This window comes from Sphingomonas echinoides ATCC 14820, from assembly GCF_000241465.1.
Classification (GTDB): domain Bacteria; phylum Pseudomonadota; class Alphaproteobacteria; order Sphingomonadales; family Sphingomonadaceae; genus Sphingomonas; species Sphingomonas echinoides.
The window spans coordinates 1,926,291-1,953,169 of the sequence record NZ_JH584235.1 but is presented as its reverse complement, the minus strand read 5'-3'; the positions used below and the strand labels follow the sequence as shown (position 1 = coordinate 1,953,169).

At 66.1% G+C, this 26,879-nt stretch carries 20 protein-coding genes; 12 read left to right on the top strand and 8 right to left on the bottom strand.

Going from position 1 to position 26,879, the window contains the following annotated elements:
* The first annotated feature begins 43 nt into the window (after positions 1–43).
* Genes chlG through ON00_RS09105 form a run of 5 tightly spaced genes read left to right on the top strand, consistent with a single transcriptional unit; the run spans position 44 to position 4,209 of the window.
* A complete protein-coding gene (gene chlG / locus ON00_RS09125; RefSeq protein WP_010405194.1) occupies positions 44–955 on the top strand; it encodes a chlorophyll synthase ChlG in 912 nt (303 codons plus the stop codon).
* Entirely contained in the window at positions 952–2,256 is a 1,305-nt protein-coding gene (locus ON00_RS09120; protein ID WP_010405192.1) for a BCD family MFS transporter, read from the top strand. Before chlG ends, ON00_RS09120 begins: the two co-directional genes overlap by 4 nt.
* A complete protein-coding gene (locus ON00_RS09115; RefSeq protein WP_010405190.1) occupies positions 2,253–3,449 on the top strand; it encodes a geranylgeranyl diphosphate reductase in 1,197 nt (398 codons plus the stop codon). The genes ON00_RS09120 and ON00_RS09115 overlap by 4 nt, the downstream gene beginning before the upstream one ends.
* A 14-nt stretch (positions 3,450–3,463) precedes the next feature.
* Entirely contained in the window at positions 3,464–3,949 is a 486-nt protein-coding gene (locus ON00_RS09110) for a TspO/MBR family protein (RefSeq protein WP_010405188.1), read from the top strand.
* A 53-nt stretch (positions 3,950–4,002) separates the two neighbouring features.
* Positions 4,003–4,209 (top strand): hypothetical protein, encoded by a 207-nt coding sequence (locus ON00_RS09105; RefSeq protein ID WP_010405186.1) that lies wholly within the window; start codon positions 4,003–4,005, stop codon positions 4,207–4,209.
* 50 nt (positions 4,210–4,259) lie between these two features.
* Here ON00_RS09105 and ON00_RS09100 read toward each other — a convergent pair whose 3' ends face one another.
* The 8 genes from ON00_RS09100 to ON00_RS09065 form a co-directional block, all read right to left on the bottom strand.
* Positions 4,260–4,808: a c-type cytochrome gene (locus tag ON00_RS09100; RefSeq protein ID WP_010405185.1), complete on the bottom strand. Its 549-nt coding sequence runs from the start codon at positions 4,806–4,808 to the stop codon at positions 4,260–4,262.
* 126 nt (positions 4,809–4,934) lie between these two features.
* Positions 4,935–6,518 carry a family 43 glycosylhydrolase gene (locus ON00_RS09095; RefSeq protein ID WP_010405184.1) on the bottom strand — a complete coding sequence of 528 codons (1,584 nt, stop codon included), beginning with the start codon at positions 6,516–6,518 and terminating at the stop codon, positions 4,935–4,937.
* Complete coding sequence (locus tag ON00_RS09090) at positions 6,518–7,738, bottom strand: DUF885 family protein (RefSeq protein ID WP_010405183.1); 1,221 nt, start codon at positions 7,736–7,738, stop codon at positions 6,518–6,520. Before ON00_RS09090 ends, ON00_RS09095 begins: the two co-directional genes overlap by 1 nt.
* Positions 7,735–11,493 carry a LamG-like jellyroll fold domain-containing protein gene (locus ON00_RS09085; protein WP_010405182.1) on the bottom strand — a complete coding sequence of 1,253 codons (3,759 nt, stop codon included), beginning with the start codon at positions 11,491–11,493 and terminating at the stop codon, positions 7,735–7,737. Before ON00_RS09085 ends, ON00_RS09090 begins: the two co-directional genes overlap by 4 nt.
* Complete coding sequence (locus tag ON00_RS09080; RefSeq protein WP_010405180.1) at positions 11,483–12,790, bottom strand: MFS transporter; 1,308 nt, start codon at positions 12,788–12,790, stop codon at positions 11,483–11,485. Before ON00_RS09080 ends, ON00_RS09085 begins: the two co-directional genes overlap by 11 nt.
* A 55-nt stretch (positions 12,791–12,845) precedes the next feature.
* Positions 12,846–13,640: a 2-keto-4-pentenoate hydratase gene (locus ON00_RS09075; RefSeq protein WP_010405177.1), complete on the bottom strand. Its 795-nt coding sequence runs from the start codon at positions 13,638–13,640 to the stop codon at positions 12,846–12,848.
* 96 nt (positions 13,641–13,736) lie between these two features.
* Positions 13,737–15,176: a mannitol dehydrogenase family protein gene (locus ON00_RS09070; protein WP_010405175.1), complete on the bottom strand. Its 1,440-nt coding sequence runs from the start codon at positions 15,174–15,176 to the stop codon at positions 13,737–13,739.
* Entirely contained in the window at positions 15,173–16,702 is a 1,530-nt protein-coding gene (locus tag ON00_RS09065; RefSeq protein WP_010405173.1) for a UxaA family hydrolase, read from the bottom strand. Before ON00_RS09065 ends, ON00_RS09070 begins: the two co-directional genes overlap by 4 nt.
* Positions 16,703–16,804: 102 nt before the next feature.
* Between ON00_RS09065 and ON00_RS09060 the strand changes: the two genes are divergently transcribed.
* The 7 genes from ON00_RS09060 to ON00_RS09030 all read left to right on the top strand — a co-directional run bounded on the left by ON00_RS09060 (position 16,805) and on the right by ON00_RS09030 (position 26,864).
* Positions 16,805–17,830, top strand: a complete 1,026-nt coding sequence (locus tag ON00_RS09060) for a LacI family DNA-binding transcriptional regulator (protein WP_010405172.1) — start codon at positions 16,805–16,807, stop codon at positions 17,828–17,830.
* Between the two features lie 84 nt (positions 17,831–17,914).
* Positions 17,915–19,357: a glucuronate isomerase gene (uxaC, locus tag ON00_RS09055; protein WP_010405170.1), complete on the top strand. Its 1,443-nt coding sequence runs from the start codon at positions 17,915–17,917 to the stop codon at positions 19,355–19,357.
* 15 nt (positions 19,358–19,372) lie between these two features.
* A complete protein-coding gene (gene kduI, locus ON00_RS09050; RefSeq protein ID WP_010405168.1) occupies positions 19,373–20,212 on the top strand; it encodes a 5-dehydro-4-deoxy-D-glucuronate isomerase in 840 nt (279 codons plus the stop codon).
* A gap of 104 nt (positions 20,213–20,316) precedes the next feature.
* Entirely contained in the window at positions 20,317–21,072 is a 756-nt protein-coding gene (gene kduD / locus ON00_RS09045; RefSeq protein WP_010405167.1) for a 2-dehydro-3-deoxy-D-gluconate 5-dehydrogenase KduD, read from the top strand.
* 114 nt (positions 21,073–21,186) lie between these two features.
* Entirely contained in the window at positions 21,187–22,191 is a 1,005-nt protein-coding gene (locus tag ON00_RS09040; protein WP_010405166.1) for a sugar kinase, read from the top strand.
* On the top strand, positions 22,178–23,746 hold the full coding sequence (locus tag ON00_RS09035) for a carboxylesterase/lipase family protein (RefSeq protein WP_010405165.1): 1,569 nt from the start codon (positions 22,178–22,180) through the stop codon (positions 23,744–23,746). The genes ON00_RS09040 and ON00_RS09035 overlap by 14 nt, the downstream gene beginning before the upstream one ends.
* 214 nt (positions 23,747–23,960) lie before the next feature.
* On the top strand, positions 23,961–26,864 hold the full coding sequence (locus ON00_RS09030; RefSeq protein ID WP_010405163.1) for a TonB-dependent receptor: 2,904 nt from the start codon (positions 23,961–23,963) through the stop codon (positions 26,862–26,864).
* The last annotated feature ends 15 nt before the right edge of the window (positions 26,865–26,879 follow it).

Below are 26,879 nucleotides of genomic sequence, written 5' to 3'. Positions count from 1 at the left end.
AAATAAATTTGACGGCATAAAGTGTCAAGTATAGCCTTATGGGATGGCGCGCGCGACGACTCATCCGCTGGCACTGGTCCCCGTTCCGCGCTTGCGCGACGTTGCCGAACTGCTCAAGCCGATCACATGGTTTCCGCCGATCTGGGCGTTTGTGTGCGGCGTCGTTTCCTCGGGCGTTCCCATCGGGAGCCGCTGGCCGTTCGTGCTGGCGGGGATGCTGCTGGTCGGGCCGCTGGTGTGTGGCACCAGCCAAGCCGTCAACGATTGGTTCGACCGCCATGTCGATGCGATCAACGAGCCCAATCGCCCCATTCCCTCTGGTCGTATCGCCGGGCGCTGGGGGCTGTGGATCGCGCTGATCGGGACGGCGGTCGCGCTCGCGGTTGCGGCGGGCACGGGCCAATGGGTGCTGGCGGCGACCTGTGTCGGCCTCGTCTTTGCCTGGGCCTATAGCGCGCCGCCGTTTCGCCTGAAGATGAGCGGCATATGGGGGCCGGCTGCCGTCGCGCTGACCTATGAGGGGCTGACCTGGTTTACCGGCGCAAGCGTGATGGCGGGGGCACTGCCCTCCGCCTCCATTCTGACGATCCTGATTTTGTACAGCGCGGGCGCGTTCGGCATCATGACGCTCAACGATTTCAAAGCGGTCGAGGGGGATCGCGCGATGGGCATCCGCTCGCTGCCGGCGATGCTGGGCGTCGACCGCGCGGCGCGGATCGCGTGTCTGGCGATGGCGCTGCCACAAATCCTCGTCATCGCGCTGCTCGCGTCTTGGGGGCATGCGATCGTCGCCGGCGTCGTGGGGGGATTTTTGATCGGACAAGTGGCGCTGATGCGGCGATTGCTGCGCGATCCGCTGCAGTTCACGCCGTGGTACAACGCCACGGGCACCAGCCTGTATGTGCTGGGCATGCTCGCGGCGGCCTTCGGGCTTGGCGGGGTCCTGGGGCTGTGACCCCGCGCGGCCTGAGCTGGCTTGGCATCGCACGGCTCGGGCTGGTGCAAGCCGCGATCGGTGCGATCGTGATGCTCGCGACATCGTTGCTCAACCGCGTGATGGTGGTGGAATATGCCCTGCCTGCCGCCCTCCCGGCCGGGCTGGTGGCGTGGCATTATGCGGTGCAGCTGTCGCGCCCCTTATGGGGGCATGAATCGGATAGCGGGCGTCGCCGGACGCCGTGGATTATCGGCGGGATGGGCGTGCTGGCGGCGGGTGCGATGCTGGCGGCCGAATCGCTCCGCGTGATCGTCGCGCACGGCTGGGTGGGGTATGCGCTGGCGATCCTCGCTTTTTCGCTGATCGGCGCGGGCGTGGGTGCCGCGGGAACGTCGCTGCTGGCGCTGCTCGCCGCGCAGGTTGCGCCCGCCCGGCGCGCGGCGGCGGCCTCGCTCACCTGGATCATGATGATCGCCGGAATCATTGTGTCCTCGGCGGCGGCGGGCCACTGGATCGATCCCTTCTCGCTGGCCCGCCTTGAAGGCGTCGTCGCTGGCGTCGCGGGCATGGCCTTTCTGCTGTCGACGGTCGCGGTGCTCGGCGTGGAACGCGGGGATGCGGCACGCGTCGCCGCAGGGCCCCCGTCTCCGCCATTCGCGGTGGCGCTGGCGGAAATCTGGGTCGATCCGGAACACCGGCGTTTCACGATGTTCGTGTTTCTCTCGATGCTCGCTTATTCCATGCAGGATTTGATCCTGGAGCCGTTTAGCGGCCTGCGCTTTGCCATGACGCCGGGCCAATCGACGCAGATGTCGAGCGTGCAGCATAGCGGCGTGTTGCTGGGCATGGTGTTGGTGGGCGTTGGCGGCAGTGCGTTCGGCGGGCGTGACGCGGCCACGCTCGCACGCTGGATCGTCGGCGGGTGCATCGGGTCGGCCTTGGCGTTGACCGGGCTGGTGCTGGCGGCGCGCTACGGGCCGGGTTGGCCGATTGTCGGTACGATCTTTTTGCTCGGTTTTGCCAATGGCGTCTTTGCCGTGGCGGCGATCGGCCGGATGATGGCGCTGGCCGGAGACGGTGGATCAAGCCGGGCCGGGCTGCGGATGGGCGTGTGGGGCGCGGCGCAGGCGATTGCGTTCGGGCTGGGCGGGCTGACCGGTGCAGTCGCGGTCGACGCGGCCGAAGCCCTGACCGGATCGGTTCCGGAAAGCTTCATGCTGGTCTTCGGGGCCGAGGCGTTGCTGTTCCTGTTGGCCGCCGCCCTCTCGCTGCGCGCGCCGCCACGCGTCGCCCATCTTGGTGGGGAGGTTGTGATATGACGATCGCGGACTTTGATTGTGTCGTCGTCGGCGGCGGCCCGGCCGGTGCCACCGCCGCCACGGATCTGGCGCGCGGTGGCCACCATGTGCTGCTGCTCGATCGGGCGGGGCGGATAAAGCCCTGCGGTGGGGCAATCCCGCCGCGCGCGATCGCCGATTTCGCGATTCCCGACCATTTGCTGGTCGCCAAGGCCAGCGCCGCGCGGATGGTCGCGCCTTCGGGCAAGACGGTCGACATGCCGGTCGGGGACGGCTTTGTCGGGTTGGTCGATCGCGAGGTGTTCGACGAATGGTTGCGCGCGCGCGCGGCGCTGGCTGGTGCTGAACGCCGCAGCGGTACCTTCGTCCGGATCGAGCGCGAAGCCGCTGATGTCGCGACCGTTGTTTATCGCGACGCCCGCGGTGCGGATGAGCGCCGGGTGACGACACGCTGCGTCATTGGTGCCGATGGTGCGCGCTCGGGAGTGGCGCGCGACGAGGTGAAAGGGGGCGGCACCGTACCGTGCGTGTTCGCCTATCACGAAATCATCGCGGCACCCGCGACCGGCGCGGGCGAGCGCGTCGATTTCGCGCCAGAGCGGTGCGATGTCTTCTATCAGGGCAAGCACTCCCCCGACTTTTACGCCTGGGTTTTCCCGCATGGCGCGACTGCCAGCATCGGGGTGGGCAGCGCGCAGAAAGGCTTTGCACTGCGCGAGGCGGTTGCGGCGCTGCGCACGCAGACCGGCCTTGATGGCTGTGCGACGCTGCGGCGCGAGGGGGCCCCGATCCCGCTCAAGCCGCTCAAGCGCTGGGACAATGGTCGCGATGTCGTGGTGGCAGGCGATGCCGCAGGCGTGGTGGCACCGGCCTCTGGCGAGGGGATCTATTATGCAATGGCGGGCGGCCGCCATGCAGCCGAAGCGGTGACGGTGTTCTTGGCGACCGGCAAGGCCTCCGCGCTGCGCCTTGCCCGCAAGCGCTTCCTGCGGGCGCATGGCCGCGTGTTCTGGATCCTCGGGATTATGCAATATTTCTGGTATTCCAGCGACACGCGCCGCGAACGCTTCGTCAAGATCTGCGAGGACCCCGATGTCCAACGGCTGACCTGGGACGCGTATATGAACAAGCGCCTGGTCCGCGCCAAGCCGGGTGCGCATTTGCGCATCTTCTGGAAGGATATGCGGCATTTGCTCGGGCTGGCATCGGCGTGAGGGCGGGGGCACCCATGCTGCATCGCTCCTGGGGGTTGCCGATTGTCATTGCCGCCCTGATGGCTCTGGTCGTCGCGGTGATGGGATCGACGATTACCGAAGTCGGGCCCTGGTATCGCACCCTGCTCCAGCCGCGCTGGGCCCCGCCCGAGGCGGCCTATAGCGTCGCCTGGACCGCCATCTATGTGTGCACGGCGATGGCGGCGGTGACGGGGTGGCGCGCAATGCCCGATCGATCGGGCGCGGACTGGATGATCGGGCTGTTCGCGCTCAACGGCTTTCTCAATATCCTGTGGAGCTTTTTGTTCTTTCGCCTGCATCGGCCGGATTGGGCGGCGGTCGAGGTGGTCGGCCTGTGGGTGTCGATCGCGGTCTGGATTTATCTGGTGTGGCCGCGCTCAATGTCTGCCGGGCTGTTGTTGCTCCCCTATCTGGGATGGGTGACCTTTGCAGGCTATCTCAACATGACGATCGTCCGGCTGAACGGACCGTTCGGCTGAACCCGCTGGCCACATGGCTGTTCGCGCAGGGCCATGCGGTCGACATCATTCTTGTGATCCTGCTGCTGGAAGGGGGCTGGCTGATGCGGTCGCGTGGCTGGTCGGCCGTTGCGGTTGCGCTGCGGCTGGTGCCGGGGGCGTGCATGGTGCTTGCGGTGCGCGCGGCCTTGACCGGGATGCCATGGCCGTGGGTCGCGTTGCCACTTGCGGCGTCCTTTCCGGTGCATGTCGCGGATCTGGTGCGTAGCCGTCGCGCATGAAAAAGGCCCGGCATCGCTGCCGGGCCTCGGGTTGATCGCGCGCGCAGGGTTCAGGAATTGCTCTTGAGATAGGCGATCACATCGGCGCGCTTTTGCGGATCGGTTGGCCACCCGGCGAAGGTCATCTTGGTGCCGGGCACAACGCGCTGCGGATTTTCCAGATATTGGAACAGCTTTTCCTCAGTCCAGGTGATGCCGCTATTCTTGTTGGCGGTCGAATAGGTAAAGCCCGGAATGCTGCCGGCCTTGCGGCCAACCACGCCGTGCAGCGATGGCCCGATCTTGTTCACGCCGGCTTCGATCGCGTGGCACGTCTTGCACGTGATAAAGTCGGTCTCGCCCTTCTTGGCGTCGCCGGTATAGGCGGCGAGCTTCACCCCGGCGATGGTGTCGGTATTGTCGGCGGCGACGGCGGCAGGCTTTGGCGCTGCCGGTTCCGCTGCGGGTGCGGCGGCTGGCGTGGTCGTCGCGGCAGTGGTGGTGGTCGTCGTCGTGCTGCTGTCGCTTTCGGCTTTCTTGGCGCAGGCCGTGAGCGCGAGGGTGGCGCATGCCACGCCAAAGGTCACGCGGCCGAGACGCTTGATGGGTCCTGTTTGCATCAGTCCTGCTCCTGCTTTTTATCGACTCTCCCGAACGCACATTCGACACTATCGTGCCATGACTGTCCAGAAAAATTGACACCGCCGACGGCCCGGTCGCGCTTTCGCTCCTCCGTCCAGAGCGGTTTAGAGCGCGGTAAACCGGAAGTCGCGAAAGCGCGCGGTACCGGTGCCCGCTGCATAAAGGCCGGGCCTGAGCATCAGGAAGCCGCCACGCACATTGTGGTGATAGCCCGACACTTCCATCCCGCGATCGAAGCGCGTCCAATGGCGTCCGCCATCGCCACTGGTATCGAAGGTGACGATGTGGCGATCATTGGTGACGCGCAGCCGCATTTGGCGCCCGTGCGGATTATGCGGGCGACCGCGCTCCTGCCCATATTGATGCGTGACGAAGCGCTGCTGATCGAAGCCGAGGCCGCAATAGAGTTTGTCGTCATAAAAGAGGATAAGCCCGGCGGTGGTGCCGGGATCGATTTCGATGTCGCAGTCGAAGCGATAGCCGGTGTCGCCCGCGATCAACAGCAAGGGTGCCGAATCGACCGGTGCGGTACCGCTGGCGGTGAGCGTCAGCGTGCGGTTGGCGAGCGACAGGCGATCGGCCTCGTTCGGGCGCGGGCGGAAGAAGCTCCAGCGGGTGCCGAGCGCGAGCGTCTGGAAATCGTCGGACAGCGCCATGCCGTGCGGCACCGCGCTGCCGCCCCTGGGCTTGGCGAGCGGGCGCGACAGATCACCGCCGGTCATTTTGAACCAGCCATCGGCGGTCCAGGCGACGGGATCGAGCAGCGTCTGCCGCCCGAGCGTCCAATAGTCCTTCTCATAGCCGTGATAGAGCGCCCACCAGTCACCCGCCGGCCCTTCGACCAGCGAGGCGTGACCGCGCGACCACCAGCGCTCGGACCGGTCGCGCGTGCGCACCAGCGGGTTGGCGGGGCAGTCTTCCCACGGCCCGTGGATCGAGCGTGCGCGGGCGGCGATCACCATATGGCCGGTCGGTGGCCCGGCGGTGCCGCCGACGGCGGTGATGAGGTAGAAATAGCCGCCGTGGCGGACGATCTTGGGGCCTTCGGGCGAGAAACCCTCGACCACCCAGTCGCTCGGATACCGCCACGGATCATAGACATGTTCGGGCGTGCCGACGGTCGACAGGCCATCGGCGGACAGGCGCACGCGGTCGCCGCCCGACAGGAACAGCCAGCGCGAGCCGTCCTCGCCGACGACATGGCACGGATCGATATGCGCGTGCAGGCCGAGATCGATCGGCTCGCTCCACGGCCCTTCGATGCGATCGGCATGGATCACCCAGATCGAATTGGGCGAGGCTTTGGTCGGGATATAGAGGAAATAGCGCCCGTCATGCTTGGCGAGGCTCACCGCCCAGACCGAGCCGATGTTGCGGTGGAGCGCGGGGCCGATCGGCCGCCAGTTCACCAGATCGCGCGAATGCCACAGGATCAGGCCGGGATAGGAATCGAAGCTGGAGAAGGTCAGGTAATAGTCCTGCCCGTCTTTCAGGATGGCGGGGTCGGGCCGATCGCCCGACAGCACGGGATTGAGGAAGCGCCCGTCGCCAAGATCGGCGATGCGTTGCTGGTCCAGCTCGCGCCGATACGCGGCGGGGGTGTCGGGTGCGGCGGCGGTGCTGGTGGGGAGCAGCAATGCAGCGCTGCCGCCAGCGGCGGCGAGCGCGTCGCGGCGCGTGAGGCGCATCAAACCCTCCGGGCGCGGCGCGCCAGTGCGCCGCTGCGCATCCGACCGTGATCGAGCAGCAGATGGTGATAGCGGGCCAGCGCCGTGCCCGATCGCCCGCGCGCGCTGTCTTCGATGGCGAGCGCGAACAGCATTTCTGCAGCGCGCGTCATCGGCTCCTGCACGATCCGCGCGAGATCGGCGTCGAACGGCGCGAAATACGCGGGTTCGCCCTGCCAGGCGACCAGCCGCGCGCGTGCCTCGGGCAGCGACAGGCCGTGCAGATGGATAGCGAGATCGACCAGCGCGCGCCCGATGCGGAACAGCCGCCAATGGAGATAACCGAGTGCGGCCAGCGGATCGGCGGCGTAGAAGCCCGCATCGGCAACACGGCGTTCGGTATAAATCGCCCACCCTTCGGCAAAGCCCGGCGCATAATCGAGCCGCAGCGGGTGCGGATCGGCAGCGGCCTCCAGCGGCAGTTGCACCATATGGCCGGGGAGCAATTCGTGCGCGACGACGCTCGGCAGCGTGAACGCCGGGCGATCGGCGAGGCGCTGAAGATCGGGCACATAGCCGCCGGGCTGCGTGGGCGTGGGTAGCGTGCGATAGCCGTAATGGGCGGCGGTGCGGTCGGCGGCGGTTGGCGGATTGGCGGCGACGTTCAGGCACCAGGGCGGCACCGCGCCGACCAGGGCCGGGACATGCGCGCGCATCACGGCCAGCCAGCGGTTCATATCGGCCACAGCGGCGTCGGGGCTGGCATAAGCCTGGCGCGGGTCGCGCCACAAAGCGGAGAAGCGCGCGCCGGTGGTGGCCCCCGCCACCCCCAGTCGCGCGAACAGCGCATCGGCGCGGGCGGCGCAGCGGCGGCGTTCGGTCTCCAGTTGGCCCTCGAGCGCGCGCGGATCGAGGTCATCGCCGAACTTGCGGCGGAGCAGCAGGAGGGCGTGCTCCGGGTTGCGCGGTGGCCCCTTGGCGCGCGGGTCGACCGCGAACCGCCGCACAATCTCACCGTCGATCGCCAGCCCGGCGCGGGCGGTGTCGAGGTCGAGCTGCGCGGCGAGGGGCAGGCCCTTCCGGTCAAATCCCGCCAGCAGCGCCAGCGCTGCCCCCGGATCGTGCGGCATCGCCGCCGCCGCATCGAGCGCGGCGCGCAAGGGCGCAGGGGAGGAGGCCCGCACACCGCTGGCGAGCGCCAGCGCCGCGCCCCCGGCGAGCAGCGCCCGCCGCGTCGTCATGGCGTGCGATCGGCGATGGCGACGGCGTTGTTCTGCTGGGTGACTTCGGCGGTGCCATCGCCCTGTTCGACGCGCACGAGCAGGTGTTCGGGATCGATGCCTGCGGGCACGGCCAGCGTCACGCGCGCGGTTTTGGGAGTGAGGTCGCTTGGCGCGGGGAGCGGCGGCACCGGGGCGGTGGCGATCACGCGGTTTCCCTGCCACAGCGCCACGCGCCCCGCCGGTGTCGGCACCGCGCCCAGGCTATGGACGGTGACCGTGACGCGCTGCCCCGCAACGGCCACATCGTCGCGACCGATACCGAGGTCAGGGCGGGTCTCCACCGGGGTGGCGGGTGCCACCAGCGCAAAGTCCAGCACGGTTTCGCCGGGCGCGAAGGTCAGCGGGATCGCGGCACTGCGCTCGAGCGGGATCGTTATGGGCGACGACACCGCGCCGCGTGCGACCGTCATCGACCAGCTTCCGGCGGTGACGTTCCACGCCGTCATCGTCGCGGCTTGCGGGCGGTCGCTGGTGTTATAGGCAATCACGCGGAAGCGGTCGCGCGTCGCACCGGGCAGCAGGATCGCGACCTGTTCGGCAGCACCCGGCGTGGCAAAACGCCAGCTTACCGTATTGCCGGGCCAGGTCTGGTTGCGCTTCAACGCGATGCCGCCGAGCCGTTCGCGCTGGAGGATGTCGCTCGGCTGTTCGACGCGGTCGCTCCACCAATGGCCTTCGGTGTACATCGCCATGTGCTGCATCTTGTCGGCGATCGCCTCGCCGTGCAGCGTGGCCAGCACGGCGAGGTCACCCGTCGCCGACCAGGCGGCATAGCGTCCGAACGGCTCCTCGCTCTTTGCCGCACGCGCGCCCAGTGCCGCTCCATCGGGCAAGGCGGTGAAGGCGTTTTCGTTGAATTCCGCCAGCCCCGCCGGACTTTTGGCGACGCGCGCCTCGATCGGGCGCAGATATTTGGCGTCGCCGGTAAAGCGCCATGCCGCCCAGCTTGCCTGGAGCGGCGTGCTCACCCCGCCACCATCGCCAACGCGCTCGGCATCGCTGCGCCAGTTGATCTCATTGGGGTAGGACCACGCGCCATCGGCACCCTGTTTGCCGTGCGCCATCCAGCCGTCGATCACGCCGGTCACCAGGGCGCGCGCGGGTGCGCTGCCATTATACAGGCCGAGCAGGATCGGCGCGTGCAGCACGGTGAAGCTATAGGGTTTCTGCCATTCCCACGCCCCCTCGCGGTACATCGTGCGCCCGCCATACCAATTGCTCGCGAAATGCAGATGGCCGGCCGGGTTCTTCAGGATCACGCCTTGCAGCGCCTTGGTGGTCGTCATCAGCCGCTCGATCGAGCGCGGTTCGCCCCAGTTGAGATAGAGCCGCTCGGCATCCGAGTTGAGCCCCTCCTCATACGCGTGAAGCTCGTCGGTCGTGATATAGCCGAGGCCGTTTACCCGCATCCCGTTTTTGTATGCGGCATCGGCGAGGGCGCGCAGCGAGGCGTTGATCTTGTCAGGCTCGACCCCCATCAGCGCGAGGCCGGGCCATTGCTGCGTCAGATCGGTATCATCGGAAATACCGCCGCCAAAATCGCCATAAGGCACCTGGCGATGGTCGATCCACCAGGTGACGAACTGGCGGACCAGCTTCAAATCCTCAAGCTGGCGGAACGCCCAGAGCGGCACGCCGGGTGGCGCGGTCGGCTGGGTGACGGTGGGCATGTTTTCGGGGCGGTAATTGATGTCGGCCCAATATTGGCGGGCCGTCACATTGTCAGGGTCGACGCGCAGCAGGTCGGTAATATCGCCGAACAGGCGCGCATAGAGCGCTTCGCGCTTGGAGGCGGTATGCTCCTCGACCAGAAAGCCCCAATTGTCCTTCACCTGGTTGAGCCGGTCGGCGATATGTTCGGGCAGCGCCGCCGCACGATCCTTGAACACCAAACGGATTTTCGCACCGTTGAGCGCGGCGGCATCGAAGCTGGGCAGGGCCGAGGCGATGCTGAGATAGAGGCTGTCATTCGACAGGATGCGGTCGCGCAGATCGAGCCACAGCGTGCGCGGCGTGCCTGCCGGCACGCTGACCGACAGGTCGATCAGGTCGCGCGCGGGCCAGATCGGGTCCTTGACGCGGAGGTTGAGCGGGATCGCGCCGCTTCCCTTAAGCGCGGGCAGGTCGATCGCGATGCCATCGAGCCCGTCATGCAGATTCTGCCAGCCATAATCGAAGGCGCGCGCCAGCGGCTTGTCGGCATAGGCATCGCCCAGGCTCGCCGGGATCAGGATGTGGACGATCGGCAGGCCGCGCGTCCGTGTCTGCGCTGGCGCGCCCGCCCCCGCTGCCGCGGCGCCGACCGCCGCCTTGATGCCGGAGCTGGGCAAGGCGACGACCATGCTGCGCTCATCGGGGGCATACCGACCAGCGATGAAGGATTCGAGGGTGGCGAGCGCGGCGATCCGGGTCGAGGCGGTGGCGTCCACGGTGTAGGAGAGTTTGAACGATCCCGCCGGTTCCGCGCCCGGCCTCACGTCATAGGCCCATAGCTCCTGGATCGGCTGCTCCTGCACCGTGTTGACGAAGCTGAGCGTGCCGCCTTGCCGCTCGGGTATCGCGCTGACGCTGCGGACGGTGCCTTGCGCGCGGGTGGCGAGCGTTGTGGTTTGTCCACCGTCCGACCATAGCAGCGATCCATAAGCCGCGCCGCGAATTTCAACGCGGTTGAAGCGTTCGCCGGGCGGCACGGTCAGGTCATAGCGCTTGCCGCCTTCGACATAGACGTTCCAGTCGGGCAGCTCGAAATAATCGTCGCGGCCGGGCAGTTTGGAGCGGTTATAGACGCCGGGCCAGGTCGTCTCGGCGATGCCGTCGACGCCCTTCCACATCCATTCCTTCAAATCCTTGGCGTCGGCGAACTCTACCTTGCGCACGGTGGTGACGGGGGCATCGAGCACGGGCGGCACGCCTGTGTCCCAGCCATAACGGTGCAGCCAGGCGGTGCGGCGGGCGGGGGCGTCCTCGGAAGGGGCGGGGGCCGGATCACGCTTGTCGGCCAAGGCGGCCATGTCGCTGGCGGCCAGCATCCGGTCGTACACGCGAATCTCGTCGAGATCGCTGCCGCGCATGAAATGGTAGCGGCTCTGCACTTGGTGGGGGGATAGCACGCGCCCGGCGAGGCCGAACTGATCGAGCCCCGAATCGAGATCGACGACCTGATCCTTGCGCGCGACTTCGCGGCCATCGACGAAGAGCCGAACGCCCTTGGTCTCATCCCAGGCGAAGGCGATGTGCTTCCACGCATCGGCGGCGGGCGTGCTGTCGATCGTCCAGGAGACGCGGATGCGCGACAGGTTGGCGTCGGTGACGAAGGCGTCGAAGCCGTGGCCGTTCCAGTCGATCCGCAGGAAGGCCATGTCCCAACTGCTGTGATCGGCAAAGCCCGCGCGGAAGATCACGAAGGGCGCGACGCCGAGCGGTTCGCGTGGTCGCCAGAAGAAGCTGAGCGTGCCGCGCTGCGCGCGCATATTGCCGGGTGCCTTCCACGCGACATAGCCATCATCGGCCCAGCGCGCCGCGCCGCCGATCGCGCCATCGGGCACGACGCTGACACCGCTGCGGAAATTGGGCACGGGATCGCCTGCGGCAACGTCTGCGGTCAGGCTCTTGTCGGCGGAGACGCGGAACAACAGGCCATTGGCATCCTGCGCGCAAACGGGTGTCGCGATGGCAATGGCGAGCAGGCTCGCCAGCCCGAGCTTACAGCGCATCGACACGCGCCAGTCGCGGTGAGAGCAGATGGATAACGCCGACGGCGATGAGATACACGCTGCCCGCGACCGCGAAGATCAGCGTGTAGCTGCCCGTCGTCTGCAGGATGTAACCGGTGAACTTGGCCATCCCCATGCCGCCAATCGCGCCGACCATGCCGCCAATGCCGACCACCGACCCCACCGCCTTGCGCGGGAACATGTCGGATGGGATTGTGTAGAGATTGGCCGAAAACGCCTGATGCGCCGCCGTCGCCAGCCCGACGATCGCCACTGCTGCCCATAGATTGGCGATATATTGCGCAAAGAAGATCGGCATCACCAGAAAGGCGCAGACCAGCATCGTCGTCTTGCGCGCGGCATTGGCCGACCAGCCGCGCTTCATCAGCCGTGAGGAGGACCAGCCCCCGGCAATGCTGCCAAAGTCCGAGATCAGGTAGATCACGACCAAGGGCGGGCCGAAGCTCTTCAAATCGAGATGATAGGCCTTGGACAGGAAATCGGGCGTCCAGAACAGGAACAGCCACCAGATCGGGTCGATCAGAAATTTGCCGAGCGCATAGGCCCATGTCTCGCGATAGCCGAGCAGCCGCGCCCATGCGATCTTCTGTGCGGGGTCGGCGGGGTCGCTTTCGATATGGGCGAGTTCGGCAGCGCTGAGGCGCGGCTGTTCGCGCGGGCGGCGGTAGATGGCGATCCAGGCGACCAGCCACACCAGGCTGGCGACGCCAGTGACGATGAATGCCATCCGCCAGCCAAAGGCGAGCGTGACAGCGGGGACGATCAAGGGCGTCACCACCGCGCCGATATTGGCCCCGGCATTGAACACGCCCGTCGCCAGCGCCCGCTCGCGCGCAGGAAACCATTCCGACACCGCCTTGATGCCTGCCGGGAAATTGCCCGATTCGCCCAGACCCAGCACCGCACGTGCTGCCGCAAACTGCAAGGTCGATCCGGCAAAGCCGCACAAGGTATGGCCGAGCGTCCAGATGATGAAGGCGATCGAATAGCCGATGCGTGCGCCGACCCGGTCCACGATCGAGCCGAAGCTGATATAGCCGATCGCATAGGCCGCCTGGAACCAGAAGACGATGTCGGCATAGGCATTTTCGTCCCAGCCGAATTCGCTCGAAATGTTGGGCTTGAGCAGCCCGATCATCTGCCGGTCGACGTAGTTGATCGCGGTTGCGGCAAAGAGCAGGCCGCAAATCACCCAGCGATAGCGCCCGACCGCGCTTGCGTCGGCCGTTTTGGTCCCGCTTGCACCCGTGTCGATCGGAAGTTCGGCCGTCGCCATCATCTCTCTCCTGTCGGCGGCCCTGTTTCGAACCTTTGCCGGATCCTAATCGCGGTTATTGCGCTGCGATGCTACACGCCACCATCAGCCGGTCGTCGAAAATGGCCGCGATTTGCGCGCCGATTTCAACCTGGTGAACCCCGCTGACCGCACCCGTTGAAATCCACTGGCCCGGGGTCAGCGCGATGCCACGCTGCGCCATCAATTCGAACAGGAAGCGCGCGGCACCAAATGGGCCGTCAAGCATCGTCGCGGCGGTGGCGATTCCGGTCGACGCGCCGTCGATGGTCAGCTCGACCGGCCATTGATTGAGGTCGAGGTCGCGCCAGTCGGCAATATCGGGGCCGATTACCAGCCCGTTATTGTTGCCGAAATCGGAAATGGTGACACCGGGGCCATGGTCATTAATGCCGCCAAAGGGCGAACTAGCGATCTCGATGCCGACACACACCCGATCGATCAGCGCGGTCGCTTCGGCCAGCGTATAATGGGTTTTGGCAGGATCGGGTGCAGCGCCGATCCGCAGCAGGAATTCCGCCTCGGCCGCCGCGAATCCACCGGCATAGACGGTCATTGCGCGTGGGGTTTCCCCGGCGTCGAAGGTCTGGTCGGCGAAGATCGGCCCGGCAAGGCGGTCGGCCCCCTCCAGTGGCGGGTTGATCCGCCCGACCTTCCAGCCGGCGATCACGCGGTCGGCGAGCGCGATGGCGGCGTCCTGCATCGCATAGGCTTCGGCAAGCGCGGCGGGCATGGTACCGGGGTAATCGACGAGTGCAGACGCGCTGCGCCGTGCGCTGACAAATTCGGTTGCGACTCGCGCGATATTGTCTTGACGTTTCTTGGCCGGCACGTGGCTTTATCCCCTCATGGACCGCTAAGACGATCTCCACGACTGGGTATGGGAAACCGGTGTCATTGACAAGAGGCTGATCGCGGGTTGGCGCGATCAGCCGGGAAAGGCGCTCGCCCAATCGCCCTCAAACGCCGCCTGGGCGGCGCGCGCGATCGACCGCGTCGCGTCCGAATCGTGCGCCAACGCCTCGGAAAACCCCAATTTTGCCGCGATCAGCCGCGCCAGCACCGCGTGCGCGTCGCCGGTTGCTGCGCAATCGGCGAGGGCGGTGCCCGCCGGGTCGAGGATCGGCACGCCCGCCCGTGCGCGCTGCATCAAAAAGGCGATCCAGCAGCCGAGCGCGGCCAGCACATGGCGCGGCAACCGGCCCTGCGCGCGCTGCGCGGCCAGCGTATCGCCGAGTCGATAGGGGATCTTCTGGCTGCCATCGGCGGCGATCTGCTCCAGCCGGTGGACGATCGCGGGGTTGCGGAAGCGGGCCAGCACCGCCGCACGATAGCCATCGAGATCGAGCCCGGCGACGGGCGGCAAGGTGGGGATAATGTCGTCGCGGATCATCGTATCGATGAAGTCCGCCAGCGTGGCATCACCCATCGCATCGGCCACGCTGGCATGGCCACGCAACAAACCGGCATAAGCCAGCGTCGAATGCGACCCGTTGAGGATACGCAGCTTCGCTTGTTCATAGCCGGCAACATTGTCGGTCAGCGTCGCTCCGGCGCGACCCAACGCCGCGCAGACCGGATCGCCCAGATCCTCGATCACCCACTGCGTGAACGCTTCGCGCTGCACGGCGGCGCGGTCTTCGACGCCCAGCACGTCCGCGACATCGGCATAGAGCGCGTCGTCCGCCGCAGGGGTGATCGAATCGACCATCGTGCCGGGCACGCGCACCTGCGTGGCGATCCACGCCGCCAGCTCCGGCGTCTGCGCCTCGGCAAAGCGGATCAGCGCGGCCCGCACTTTGGCTCCGTTATTGGCGAGGTTGTCGCACGGCATAACCATGAACGGTGCTATCCCGCGCGCGTGGCGCGCGGCGAGCCCAGCGACGATCCACCCGATCACGCTGCGCGGCACGGCGGGAGCCGCGAGATCGTGCGCGATGTCGGGATGCGTCAGATCGAGCGTGCCGCCTGCGGCGAGGCAATAACCCTTCTCGGTCACCGTCGTCGTCACCAGCCGCACCGCCGGGTCGGCGAGCAGCGCGAGCGTCTGCTCCGCGTCGTCGGGGCCCAGAAAGCGGCTATGCGCACCGATGATGCGATAGGCAGGCGTGATGTCGCGGACGGCGAGCGTGTACAGCCCTTGTTGCTCGGTCAGCGCCGCCACCGTTGCTGCGCTGCGCAGCGACACCGCAGCAATGCCCCAATCGGGCTCGCTGTCGAGCAGCGTATCGATATACGCCGCCTGGTGCGCGCGGTGGAACGCGCCGGGGCCGAAATGGACGATCCCGGTGGTTGGCGGCGCGGTGCGATTGGGGCGAGTCACGCGTGCTGGTACAAGATCGAGCGTGCCATATCCCAAACGCGTCATAAGGTTACGCCCCGCTTCCAGATTGCGATTTCGCGTTCACCATTACGCTCGGCAGCGGTCGCCGCGCCAGACGCAATCGCGCACACGTGCATGGCCAGCGCCTGCGCCACCGGGTCGAAGCCGTGATCGAGCACTTCGCCCGCGTCGAAATCGATCCAGCCTGGCTTGCGCGTGGCGAGTGCGCTGTTCGAGGCGATCTTGAGCGTCGGCACCGGGAAGCCGAGCGGCGTTCCCCGCCCGGTGGTGAACAGAATGGCGGTCGCCCCTGCGGCGGCCAGCGCGGTGCAGGACACGGCATCGTTGCCCGGTGCCTCGAGCACGGTGAGCCCCCGCCCGCCGACGCGCGCGCCATAGGGTATGACATGCGAGACCGGTGCGCGTCCGGCCTTTTGCACTGCACCCAGCGATTTTTCTTCAAGCGTGGTGATGCCCCCCGCAACATTGCCGGGCGAAGGATTCTCCGACACCGGTTCGCCATGGTCGAGGAAATAGCGTTTGAAATCATTGACCATCGTAACGATGCCGTCGAACACGCTTTCATCGACCGCGCGGTCCATCAGCAGGCGTTCCGCGCCAAACATTTCCGGGATTTCGGTTAGCAACACGCTTCCGCCCGCCGCGACCACGCGCTCGCTGATGCGGCCGACCAGTGGGTTGGCGGTGAGGCCCGACAAGCCATCGGACCCGCCACATTTCACCCCGAGCACCAGCCGGTCGAGCGCGACGGTGCTGCGCTGGCTGCGGGCGAGCGCGACCAGTTCGGCGACCTTGGCCAGGCCCTCGTCAATCTCGTTCCCGGCCAATTGCGTGACGAGCGTGCGGATGGCGGGGCGGCGCGCTTCGGGAATTTCGCGCAGCAAGGCGTCGATCTGGTTCGATTCGCACCCCAGCCCGACGATCAGCACGCCGCCGGCATTGGGGTGGCACGCGAGCGCCGCCAAAATGCTGCGCGTCCCGTCAAGATCGTCGCCAAGCTGCGAACAGCCAAAGGGATGGGTGAAGGCGTGGACGCCATCGACAATGCCATCCGCGCCATCGCCGACCAGGGCGGCATTGGCCTGTGCGGCGATGCGCGTGGCGGTGCGCGCGACGCACCCGACCGTCGGCAAGATCCAGATTTCGTTGCGCGTGCCAACACGCCCGTCGGCGCGGACATAGCCTTCAAAAGTCGCTGTTTCCTCGGGTTCGCGCGTTGGCGCGGGGGCCTTTGGCGTGAAGCGATAGGCGAGCGTCCCGTCGAGCGCGGTCGCCAGATTGTGCGAATGGACGTGCGCGCCGACTGCGATGGCGGCGGTGGCGGTGCCGATCGGAAAGCCGAACTTCACCACCGGCGCGCCCGCCACGATGGGCATGATCGCAATCTTGTGGCCGCTTGGCGTATCGGTCAGCGCCGAGGTGCTGCGCCCGTCGAAGGTGACGGCATCGCCCGCCAGCACGGGCTCGACCAAGGTTACGACGCTGTCGTCGGGATGCACCAGAAGGGCTTTTGCCACGCGCGTCGCTCGCTTGTTGGTAACCGGTATCATCGCTCTGCCCCAGCCGACCGGCGCTTGGCAAGGGGCGCGCGATATCGCGGCGGTGCGCGCCCGGACTAGCCAAGCCCGCCATCCTGGGGTTAAGCCGACCGCATGAAAAGCACCGGTCAACCGACGATCAACGATGTTGCGCGGATCGCGGGCGTTTCCAAAAAGACCGTCAGCCGCGTCATCAACCGCTCACCCTTGCTCAACGACGACACCCGGCGGCGCGTCGAGGATGTGATCGGCGAACTCGGCTATATTCCCAATCCGCAGGCGCGTGCGCTCGCGCTGCGCCGCAATTTCCTGATCGGGCTCGTCCACGACAACCCCAATGCGCAAATGGTGATGAATGTGCAGCAGGGGATTTTGGAGGCGCTGCACGGCACCGAATTCGAACTGGTGGTGCGCCCGGTCGATCGCGGATCGGCGACGATGCTGGTCGACCTGCGGCACTTTCTGGAACGCCAGCGCTTGTTCGGGCTCGTCCTGCTGCCGCCGATCAGCGAGAATGACACGATCGCCAAATTGTGCGCGGAAATCGGCTGCCGCTATGTCCGTATGGGGTCGGCCCCGCTCGACGATAACGATCATATGGTTGCCTCCAATGATTGCGAGGCGGTGCGCGCCGCGACCGAATATCTGATCGATCAGGGGCACCGCCGGATCGGCTTGATCGCCGGGCCGCATGGCTTCCGTTCGGCGCGCGAGCGCCGTTTAGGCTTTGAGGAAGCGCTGAGCAAAGCCGGCATCGCGCTCCCGCGCAGCATGATTGCGGATGGCAATTATACCTTCGAGTCTGGCTTGACCGCAGCCGAGCGGTTGCTCGACCTGATGCCGCGCCCGACCGCCATCTTTGCCAGCAATGATGAAATGGCGGCGGGCGTGATGCATGCCGCACGGCAGCGCGGGCTCGATATTCCGAAGGATCTGTCGATCGTCGGCTTCGACGATACGCCCGTCGCGGCGCATGTCTGGCCGCCGCTTACGACGGTACGCTGGCCGATCGCATCGATGGCGCGCTCGGCCGCGCTAAAGCTGACGGCGGGGCTGGACGGGGAAGCGATTGTCGAGGAACCGTCGCTGTTCCTGTCGACGCTGATTCGGCGCGGTTCGGTGGCGGCACCGAGCGCCTAGCGGGCGTCGATTAACGGGCTTGCGACGCAAGCTGACACCGGTTACCAGAGCCCGCATAAAACAGTGCGGGGAGGGAGAATGACAATGGCACGGCCGCTCGACCTGAACCCCGATCGCCTGTTTCCGAGCGATCCAACGACGCGGGCCATTGCGCGCACGCTTTACGCGGAAATCGCGGACCTGCCGATCGTCAGCCCGCATGGCCACACCGATGCCGGGTGGTTTGCCGACGACACCGCCTGGACCGACGCGACCGCGTTGCTGCTCGCGCCCGATCATTACATTTTCCGGATGCTCTACAGCCAGGGCATCGACCTCGACGCGCTCGCCATTCCGCGCCGCAGCGGCACGCCCGCGACCGATCCGCGCGCGGCATGGCGGGTGTTCGCGCAGAACCTGCATCTGTTTCGCGGTACGCCCTCGCGGATGTGGCTCGACCATGTCTTTGCCGAGGTGTTCGGGTTCGAGGTGGCGCTCGGGGCTGATACTGCCGACCTGTATTTCGATACGATCGCCGAGAAGCTGGCCAGCCCGGCCTTCCGCCCGCGCGCGCTGTTCGATCGCTTCAAGATCGATTTTCTGGCGACGACCGAGGGACCGCAGGACGATCTGGGCGCGCACCACCGCATCCGCGCCTCGGGCTGGGGCGGGCGCGTCGTCACGACCTATCGCCCGGACGGCGTCATCGATGTCGAGCATGAGCACTTCGCGGGCGCAATGGCGCGCTTTGCCGAGCTGACCGGCGAAGATGTCTATAGCTGGAAGGGCTATCTCGCCGCGCACCGCAAGCGCCGGGCGGATTTCCGTGCGGCGGGCGCGACCGCGACCGATCACGGCCACCCGACCGCCGCGACCGCCAATCTGTCCCCGGTCGAAGCCGAAGCTTTGTTCGGCAAAATCGTCGGTGGCCGCTGGACCGCCGCCGATGCCGAGCTGTTCCGCGCGCAGATGCTGACCGAAATGGCGGCGATGTCGGTCGAGGATGGCATGGTGATGCAAATCCACCCCGGCTCGTTCCGCAACCACAATGCCGGGCTGTTCGCGAGCCATGGCCGCGACAAGGGGGCCGACATCCCCATGCGCACCGATTATGTCCATGCGCTGAAGCCGCTGCTCGATCGCTTCGGCACCTCGACCGAGCTGTCGATCATCCTCTTCACGCTCGACGAGAGTGTGTATGCGCGCGAACTGGCCCCGCTGGCCGGGCATTATCCGTGCCTGAAATTGGGGCCATCGTGGTGGTTCCATGACAGCCCCGAGGGGATGCGCCGCTTCCGCGAGATGACCACCGAGACGGCGGGTTTCTACAACACCGTCGGCTTTAACGACGATACTCGCGCCTTCCTGTCGATCCCGGCGCGGCACGATGTCGCCCGGCGCGTCGATTGCGGCTTCCTGGCACGGTTGGTGGCCGAGCATCGCCTTGCGGATTGGGAAGCCGCCGAACTGGCGCAGGAGCTGACCAGCGGCCTCGTCCGCCGCGCTTATCGTATCGATTCCCCCGAAATCGCCGCCAAAGCGGCCTGACCCCCGGAGAGCCCCATGTTCGACCGCACTTATTACGCCACGCATCCCGACATGATGGAATGCGTTTCCAACGACGAATTGCGCGATCGCTATCTGATCCAGGACCTGTTCCGCGCAGGGGAGTGCGTGCTCAATTACACCCATGCCGATCGGTTCGTGATCGGCGGCGTGGCCATTGCTGATGCTGCGGTGAAACTGCCCGACCAGACCGAGCCGGCTTCGGCTGCCGGACACCCGTTCCTGGAGCGGCGCGAGTTGGCGGTGGTCAATGTGGGTAGCGCGCAGGGCACGGTCACGGTCGATGGCGAGGTGTTCACGCTCGGCAATAAGGATTGCCTGTACGTGACGATGGGCGCGAAGGACGTAGTGTTTTCCGGCGAAGGCGCGCGTTTCTATCTGGCGTCGTGCCCGGCGCACAAGGCGTTCGCGACGCGCGTGATTTCGGTTGCCGACGCGACCAAGCTGGAGCGCGGCAGCCTGGAGGAATCGAACGAGCGGACGATCTACCAGATGGTCATCCCCGGCATTTGCGACAGCGCGCAATTGGTGATGGGGCTGACGGTGCTGAAGCCGGGTTCGGTGTGGAACACGATGCCGCCGCACATTCATGAACGCCGCAGCGAAATCTATTTCTACTTCGAACTGGATGGGCCGAACGACCGCGTGTTCCATTATATGGGCGAAGGCGAAGCGTTGCGCCACATCGTAATGGCCAATGAGGAAGCGGTGATTTCCCCGCCCTGGTCGGTGCATATGGGCTCGGGCACCAAGGCCTATGCCTTCATCTGGGCGATGGCGGGCGAGAACCAGGATTATACTGACATGAGCGTGCTGGATATTTGCCAGCTGGCGTAACGCCCCCTCCCGCGCGCGGGAGGGGCTGGGAGGGCATCGTCGCAGGTCCTTCCCAATTCCCTCCCCTAACCCCTCCCGCAAGCGGGAGGGGAAAGGAATGAAACATGACCAATCCCTTCGATCTCACCGGCAAGGTTGCCGTCGTCACCGGGGCCAATACCGGCATCGGCCAGGCGATTGCGGTGGCGCTGGCGGCGGCTGGCGCGGATGTGGCCTGTGTCGGGCGGACACCGGCTGAGGACACCGCGCAGCAGATCCGCGCGCTGGGGCGTCGCGCCGAGATCATTTCCGCCGATCTTTCCACGATCGAGCCTGTGCAAAGGGTTGTGGATGAGGCTGTGGATAAGCTTGGCGGGCTCGATATTCTCATCAACAATGCCGGCATCATCCGCCGCGCCGATGCGGTCGATTTTACCGAGGACGATTGGGATGCAGTGATCGACACCAATCTCAAATCGGTGTTCTTCCTGTGCCAGGCGGCGGGGCGGCACATGATCGCGAAAGGCTCCGGCAAGATCGTCAACATCGCGTCGATGCTGACCTTTCAGGGCGGCATTCGCGTGCCAAGCTATACCGCGTCCAAGAGCGGCATTGGCGGGCTGACCAAGCTGCTCGCCAATGAATGGGCGGGCAAGGGCATCAACGTCAATGCGATTGCGCCGGGCTATATCGCGACCAACAATACCGCGGCTTTGCAGGCTGACGAGACGCGCAACCGCTCGATCCTCGAGCGCATTCCGGCGGGCAAATGGGGCGATCCCTCCGATCTGGGCGGCGCGGCGGTGTTTCTGTGCAGCCGAGCGGCGGACTATGTGCAGGGGCATATTCTGGCGGTCGATGGCGGGTGGCTGGCGCGATAAGGGAGCCTCATCGTCACCCCGGGCTTGTCCCGGGGACCACCGCGCCGCAAGCGTGCGACCGATTTGAGGAGTGGACCCCGGCACAAGGCCGGGGTGACGCGAGAGGGTAGGGTAATGACGTTTCTGGCCTTTGGGGAAATCATGCTGCGCCTCTCGCCGCCGGGGCGTGAGTTGCTGTTGCAGACGCCCAAGCTGGACGTGTGGGTGGCCGGGGCCGAGGCCAATGTCGCGGGTGCGCTCGCCCGGCTTGGCCATGACGTCGCCTTCGCGAGTGCCGTGCCCGACAATGATCTGGGCCGCGCGGCGCTGACCTATTTGCGCGGCGCGGGCGTCGATACCGCCGGCATCCAGCTTCGCGGTGATCGCATGGGGCTGTATTTCGTCACCTCGGGTGCCGGCTTGCGCGCGACCGAAGTGATTTACGACCGCGCCGGATCGTCCTTTGCCGAAATGCCGAGCGATGCCTGGGATTGGGACACATTGCTGCACGGCGTCGACCGGTTGCATTTGTCGGGCATTACCCCCGCGCTCGGGCCGGTGCCCGCTGCCAGCGCGATCGCCGCGGCGCAGGCGGCGGCGGCGCGCGGGATTGCGGTGTCGTTCGACGGCAATTGGCGCGGCAAATTGTGGGAGCGTTGGGATAGCGATCCGCGCGGCATCCTGACGCACCTCGTCGCCGAGGCCGATTTGCTGTTCGGCAACCACCGCGACATCGCGCTGCTGCTCGGCCGCGATTTCGGCGGTGAGGGCGAGGCGCGGCGGCGCGAGGCGGTGGACGCGGCCTTCGCGGCGTTCCCCAAGCTCCAGACGATTGCGTCGACCGCGCGGCATGTCGAGCATGTCGATCTTCATCGGCTATCGGCGCGGGTCGATACCCGCACGGACTCGGCGCAGACCGAGGAGGTGGTGCTGGCCGGGATCGTCGACCGGATCGGCGGCGGGGATGCGTTTGCGGCAGGCGTGTTGCACGCACTGCGGCGCGGCGGCGACAGTGCCGAGGCGGCCCGCACCGGGCTTGCGCTGGCCGCGCTCAAACATTCGTTGCCGGGCGATGCGAGTCTGTTCCGCCAGGCCGATATCGATGCCTATCTCGCAGGCGGGCTGGATGTCCGGCGCTGAGCTGACCCGCCGCGCGCTGCTCGGCAGCGGCGCGGCAGCGCTGGCCGCCGCCGCCACACCGTTGCGCGCGGCGCTGGCCCCGCCGGTTGCGTGCTCGGCGGGGCGCTTCTTCGGTACGGCAGAGGCGAACGGGATCCGCGCCTATCGCGGCATCCGCTACGGGCGGGCCGAACGCTTTCGCGCACCGGCGCCGTTCGTATACGGGCCTGCGCCGCATCCAGCCGACACCTTCGGCCCGGTCGCCCCGCAAGCGGGCGGCACCTATGGCCTGCAAAGCGAGGATTGCCTGTTCCTCAACATCTGGACGGCGCGGCCGGATCGCGCGGCCAAGCTGCCGGTGATGCTCTACATCCATGGCGGGGCCTATTCGGGCGGCAGCGTGACCGATCCGCTCAACGATGGTGCGGCGCTGGCGGCACGCGGCGATGTTGTGGTGGTGACGGTCAATCACCGGCTCAACGCCTTTGGCTACCTCTATCTCGCACGGCTCAATCCGCGCTTTCCCGATAGCGGCAATGCCGGGCAGCTCGATCTGATCCTGGCGCTGCAGTGGGTGCGCGACAATATCGCGGCGTTTGGCGGCGATCCGGGGCGGGTGATGGTGTTCGGCCAATCGGGCGGCGGGGCCAAGATCGCGACGATGCTGGGAATGCCCGCGGCCAAGGGGCTGTTTCACCGCGCCGCGACGATGAGCGGGCAACAAGTCACCGCCTCCGGCCCGCTCAACGCGACCGCACGCGCGCGCGCCTATCTCGCTCGGCTCGGCGTGGATGCGGGCGACCTGTCGCCGTTGCTGACGATGCCGCAGGACCGCCTGGTGGCCGCGCTTGACGCTATCGACCCCATCCTCGGCGGTGGCGTTTATTTCGGGCCGGTGCTCGATATGAAATGGCTCACACGGCATCCCTTTTGGCCCGATGCCAATCCGCAAGGGCTCGGCATCCCGATGATCCTGGGCAATGTCCGCGATGAGACGCGCGGCTTTCTCTCGCCCGATTCGGACAAGGTGCGCGGGCTCACCTGGGACAATGTCGCCGCGCGGATTGCGCCCGAATTGCGCATCGACATCCTGCCCGAATGGGTGGTGGCGCAGTATCGCGCGCACTTCCCCGATTGGTCGCCGACCGAAGTGTTTTACGGCGCGACCACCGCCGGGCGGAGCTGGCGCGGGCAAGTGATCGAGGCGGAATCGCGCGCGCAGGCCGGGGCTCCGGCCTTTGTCTATCAGGTCGATTTCACGTCGCGGCTCGACCCTCGGCGCGGTGCCTTTCACACCATCGACATCCCGCTGGTGTTTGGCACGATCGGCGCGAAGGGCTCGCACACCGGCACCGGAGCGGATGCGCAGGCGGCGTCGCAGGCGATGCAGAACAGCTTCGTCGCCTTTGCGCAAACGGGTGACCCCAATCACACAGGGTTGCCGCAATGGCCCCGCTACGATCTGCCGCGACGTGCGACGATGGTGTTCGACACGGTGGCGCATCGCGAGGATGATCCCCGCCGCTGGCAGCGCGAACTGTTTGCGCGCGTTCCGTATATTCAGCCGGGCACATAAGCCAAAAAGCTGATTGACACCGGTTACCAAACGCGACATTTAAGCGTCAGGACGAGTTGCCAGAGAGCGACCGTTGGGCAGGAGAGGAGCGATGCGCCGCGAAAGTGCGCCTTTCCCTTCTTCCGCCCGCCACTCCGCCGCTGATTCGTCGGCGCGGCCTGGCTACCGGTGTCAATCGGCGTCGCACGGCTGCGACGCCAAGGGGGGATGAAGAATGCGCAAGATTTCTGCGGCAGCGACGGTGCAGCACGGTGTCTCGGCAGGCGCGCTTGCGCTCGCACTGTTCTTGCCGGGCGTTGCCCTGGCGCAGACCGAGCCAACGCCGCGTGCGCCTGCGACCGAGGATACCGGGCAGGACATCGTCGTCACCGGCTTCCGCCAGTCGCTTCAGGCTGCACTCAATGTGAAGAAAAACTCGGTCGCTGCGGTCGATTCGATCGTCGCCGAAGACATCGCGAAGTTCCCCGACCAGAACCTGGCCGAATCGCTGCAGCGCATCCCCGGCATTTCGATCCAGCGCGATGGCGGCGAAGGCCGCGCGATCACTGTGCGCGGGCTTGGCGCGCAATTCACCCGCGTCCGCGTAAACGGCATGGAGACGGTGGCGACCTCGACCGACGGTGCCAGCGCCAACCGCGACCGCGCGTTCGACTTCAACGTGTTTGCGTCCGAACTGTTCAGCTCGCTGGTGGTTCACAAGACGGCGGAAGCCTCGCTCGACGAAGGGTCGCTGGGCGCGGTCGTCGATCTCAACACCGGCAACCCGCTTGGCGGCAAGAAAGCCGGCTTCTCGGGCGCGCTGTCGATGCAGGGGTCGTATAACGATCTCGCCAAGACCGTCGGACCGCGCGTTGCCGGGCTATTGTCGTGGCGGAACGAGGCGGGCACCTTCGGCGCATCGGTGTCGGCGGCCTATTCCAAGGTCAACACGCTCGAACTCGGCAACAACACCACGCGCTGGGCGCAGGCGCAGTTCGACTCGGTCAATGGTACGCCATGCTATTACAACACCACCGGCACCGGCGCGGCACAGGCCTTCACCACCCCCGCCGCCAATAGCGGCGGCGTCTATCGGCAGAGTGCGGCGTGCGACAAAGCGGCCCAAGCCTTCCATCCGCGCATCCCGCGCTACGGCGTGATCAAGCATGATCGCGAGCGCCTGGGCATCACCGCCAGCGTGCAGTTCGCGCCGACCGACCAGACCAAGATCTCGATCGATGGCCTCTATTCCAAGTTCAAGGAAACCCGCGAGGAGCAATGGCTCGAAGTGCTGGCGCGCAGCAACGAGCGTTCGATCGACCTCGTCAATCCGGTCTATGATGCGAACAACAACATCGTCTCGGCGACGCTGAACGACGCGTATAATCGCAACGAGCATTATCTGCGCAAGTCGAGCACCGAATTCTATCAGATCGGCGGCACCTGGGATCAGGATGTGAGCGACAAGTTCCGCTTCACGCTGTTGGGCGGCCTGTCGAAATCGGATGCGAACATCCCGGTCGAAACGACGATCCTGCTCGACAACAAAGCGGCGCAGGGCTTCACATACGACTATACCAACATGTCGAGCCCGACGCTGACCTATGGCAGCAGCGTGACCGACCCGAGCGCCTATCAGCTGTCCGAAATCCGCGATCGTCCGTCGGATACCGTCAACAAATTCCGCACCGTGCAATTGCGCACCGAATGGGATGTGGCCGAGGGGTTCCAGGTCAAGGCGGGCGGCGTCTATCGCAAGTTCACCTTCGATACGGTCGGCTTCACCCGCGATACCGTGGTGTGCGGCAATGGCGGCAAGGATCTGGTGCTTGGCACGCTGACCTGCTCGCCGACATCGGCGATTGCGCCGGGTTCGGTCTATGGCTTCCCGGTGACGGCGGCGCTGACCGATCTCGTCAATCTCGGTTCGGCCGGGCAATCGGCGGGGACGACCTCGCAATATGTCGTGGCCAATATCCCCGCCGCCGCCGCTTTGACCAACCTCTATAGCCGTGCGTTGAACCCCGATGCCGGCAATACCCGCAGTGTCTCGGAAGAGGTGAAGGGCGGCTATCTCGAATTCGATGCCAAGGGCGAACTGTTCGGCCTGCGCTATGCTTTCAATGCGGGCGTGCGCTATGTGAAGACCAACCAGGTTTCGACGGGCATCATCAACAGCGCGACCCTGACGGTTAAGCGGGACTATGATGACTGGCTGCCCGCACTCAACCTGGCCTTTTATCCGACCGAGAACATTATCGTGCGCGGCGCGGTGGCCAAGGTGATGACGCGCCCGACGCTCGGCAACCTGACGCCGGGCGGATCGGCGGATGGCAACAATTACAAGATCACCAACGGCAATCCGTTCCTCGATCCGTTCCGCGCGACCGCTTATGATCTGGCGATCGAATGGTATTTCGCGCCGCAGTCGATCGCGTCGATCGCGGTGTTCAAGAAATCGATCGACAGCTTCCCCGTGTCCAACAGCGTCACGCAGACGCTGGCCGAGGCGGGGCTGACGCGCGACGTGCTGCTGCCGAGCTCGGCTGGCTATATCAAGAACGATCCGAACCAGCTCTACACCGTCTCCAATACGATCAACGGCACCGGTGCCTCGCTTAAGGGCATCGAGCTTTCGGTCCAGGCACCGTTCAAATTCCTGCCGGGCTTCCTGAAGAACTTCGGCGGCATCGCCAACGCGACCTTCATCGACAGCACGGCCGGCTATGGCGTGGTTGGGCCATCGACGCTGGTCTGCGCAACGCAGTTTACCTGCAAGCTCGTCGCGCCGAGCGCGGTTCAGCGGACCTCGACTCTGTTCGGCCTGTCGAAGAAAGCGTTCAATGGCACGCTCTATTATGAGGACGCCAAGTTCAGTGCGCGCGGTTCGATCAGCTATCGCGGGCCGTATGTTGACCAGAATAGCGGCACCGGCAACGTGTTCGAGGGCTATGCCGCGACCACCAATTTCGATGCCTCGGTGCGCTATCGCCTGACCAAATGGCTCGAGGTTTCGGTCGAGGGCACCAACCTCACCGACACCTATCGCTATCGCTACACCGATCTCGACGCGAACCGGAATTATGAGAACAACCATTTCGGTCGCACCATCCTGTTCGGTGCGCGCGTGAAGATGTAAGTCTGGACCACCCTT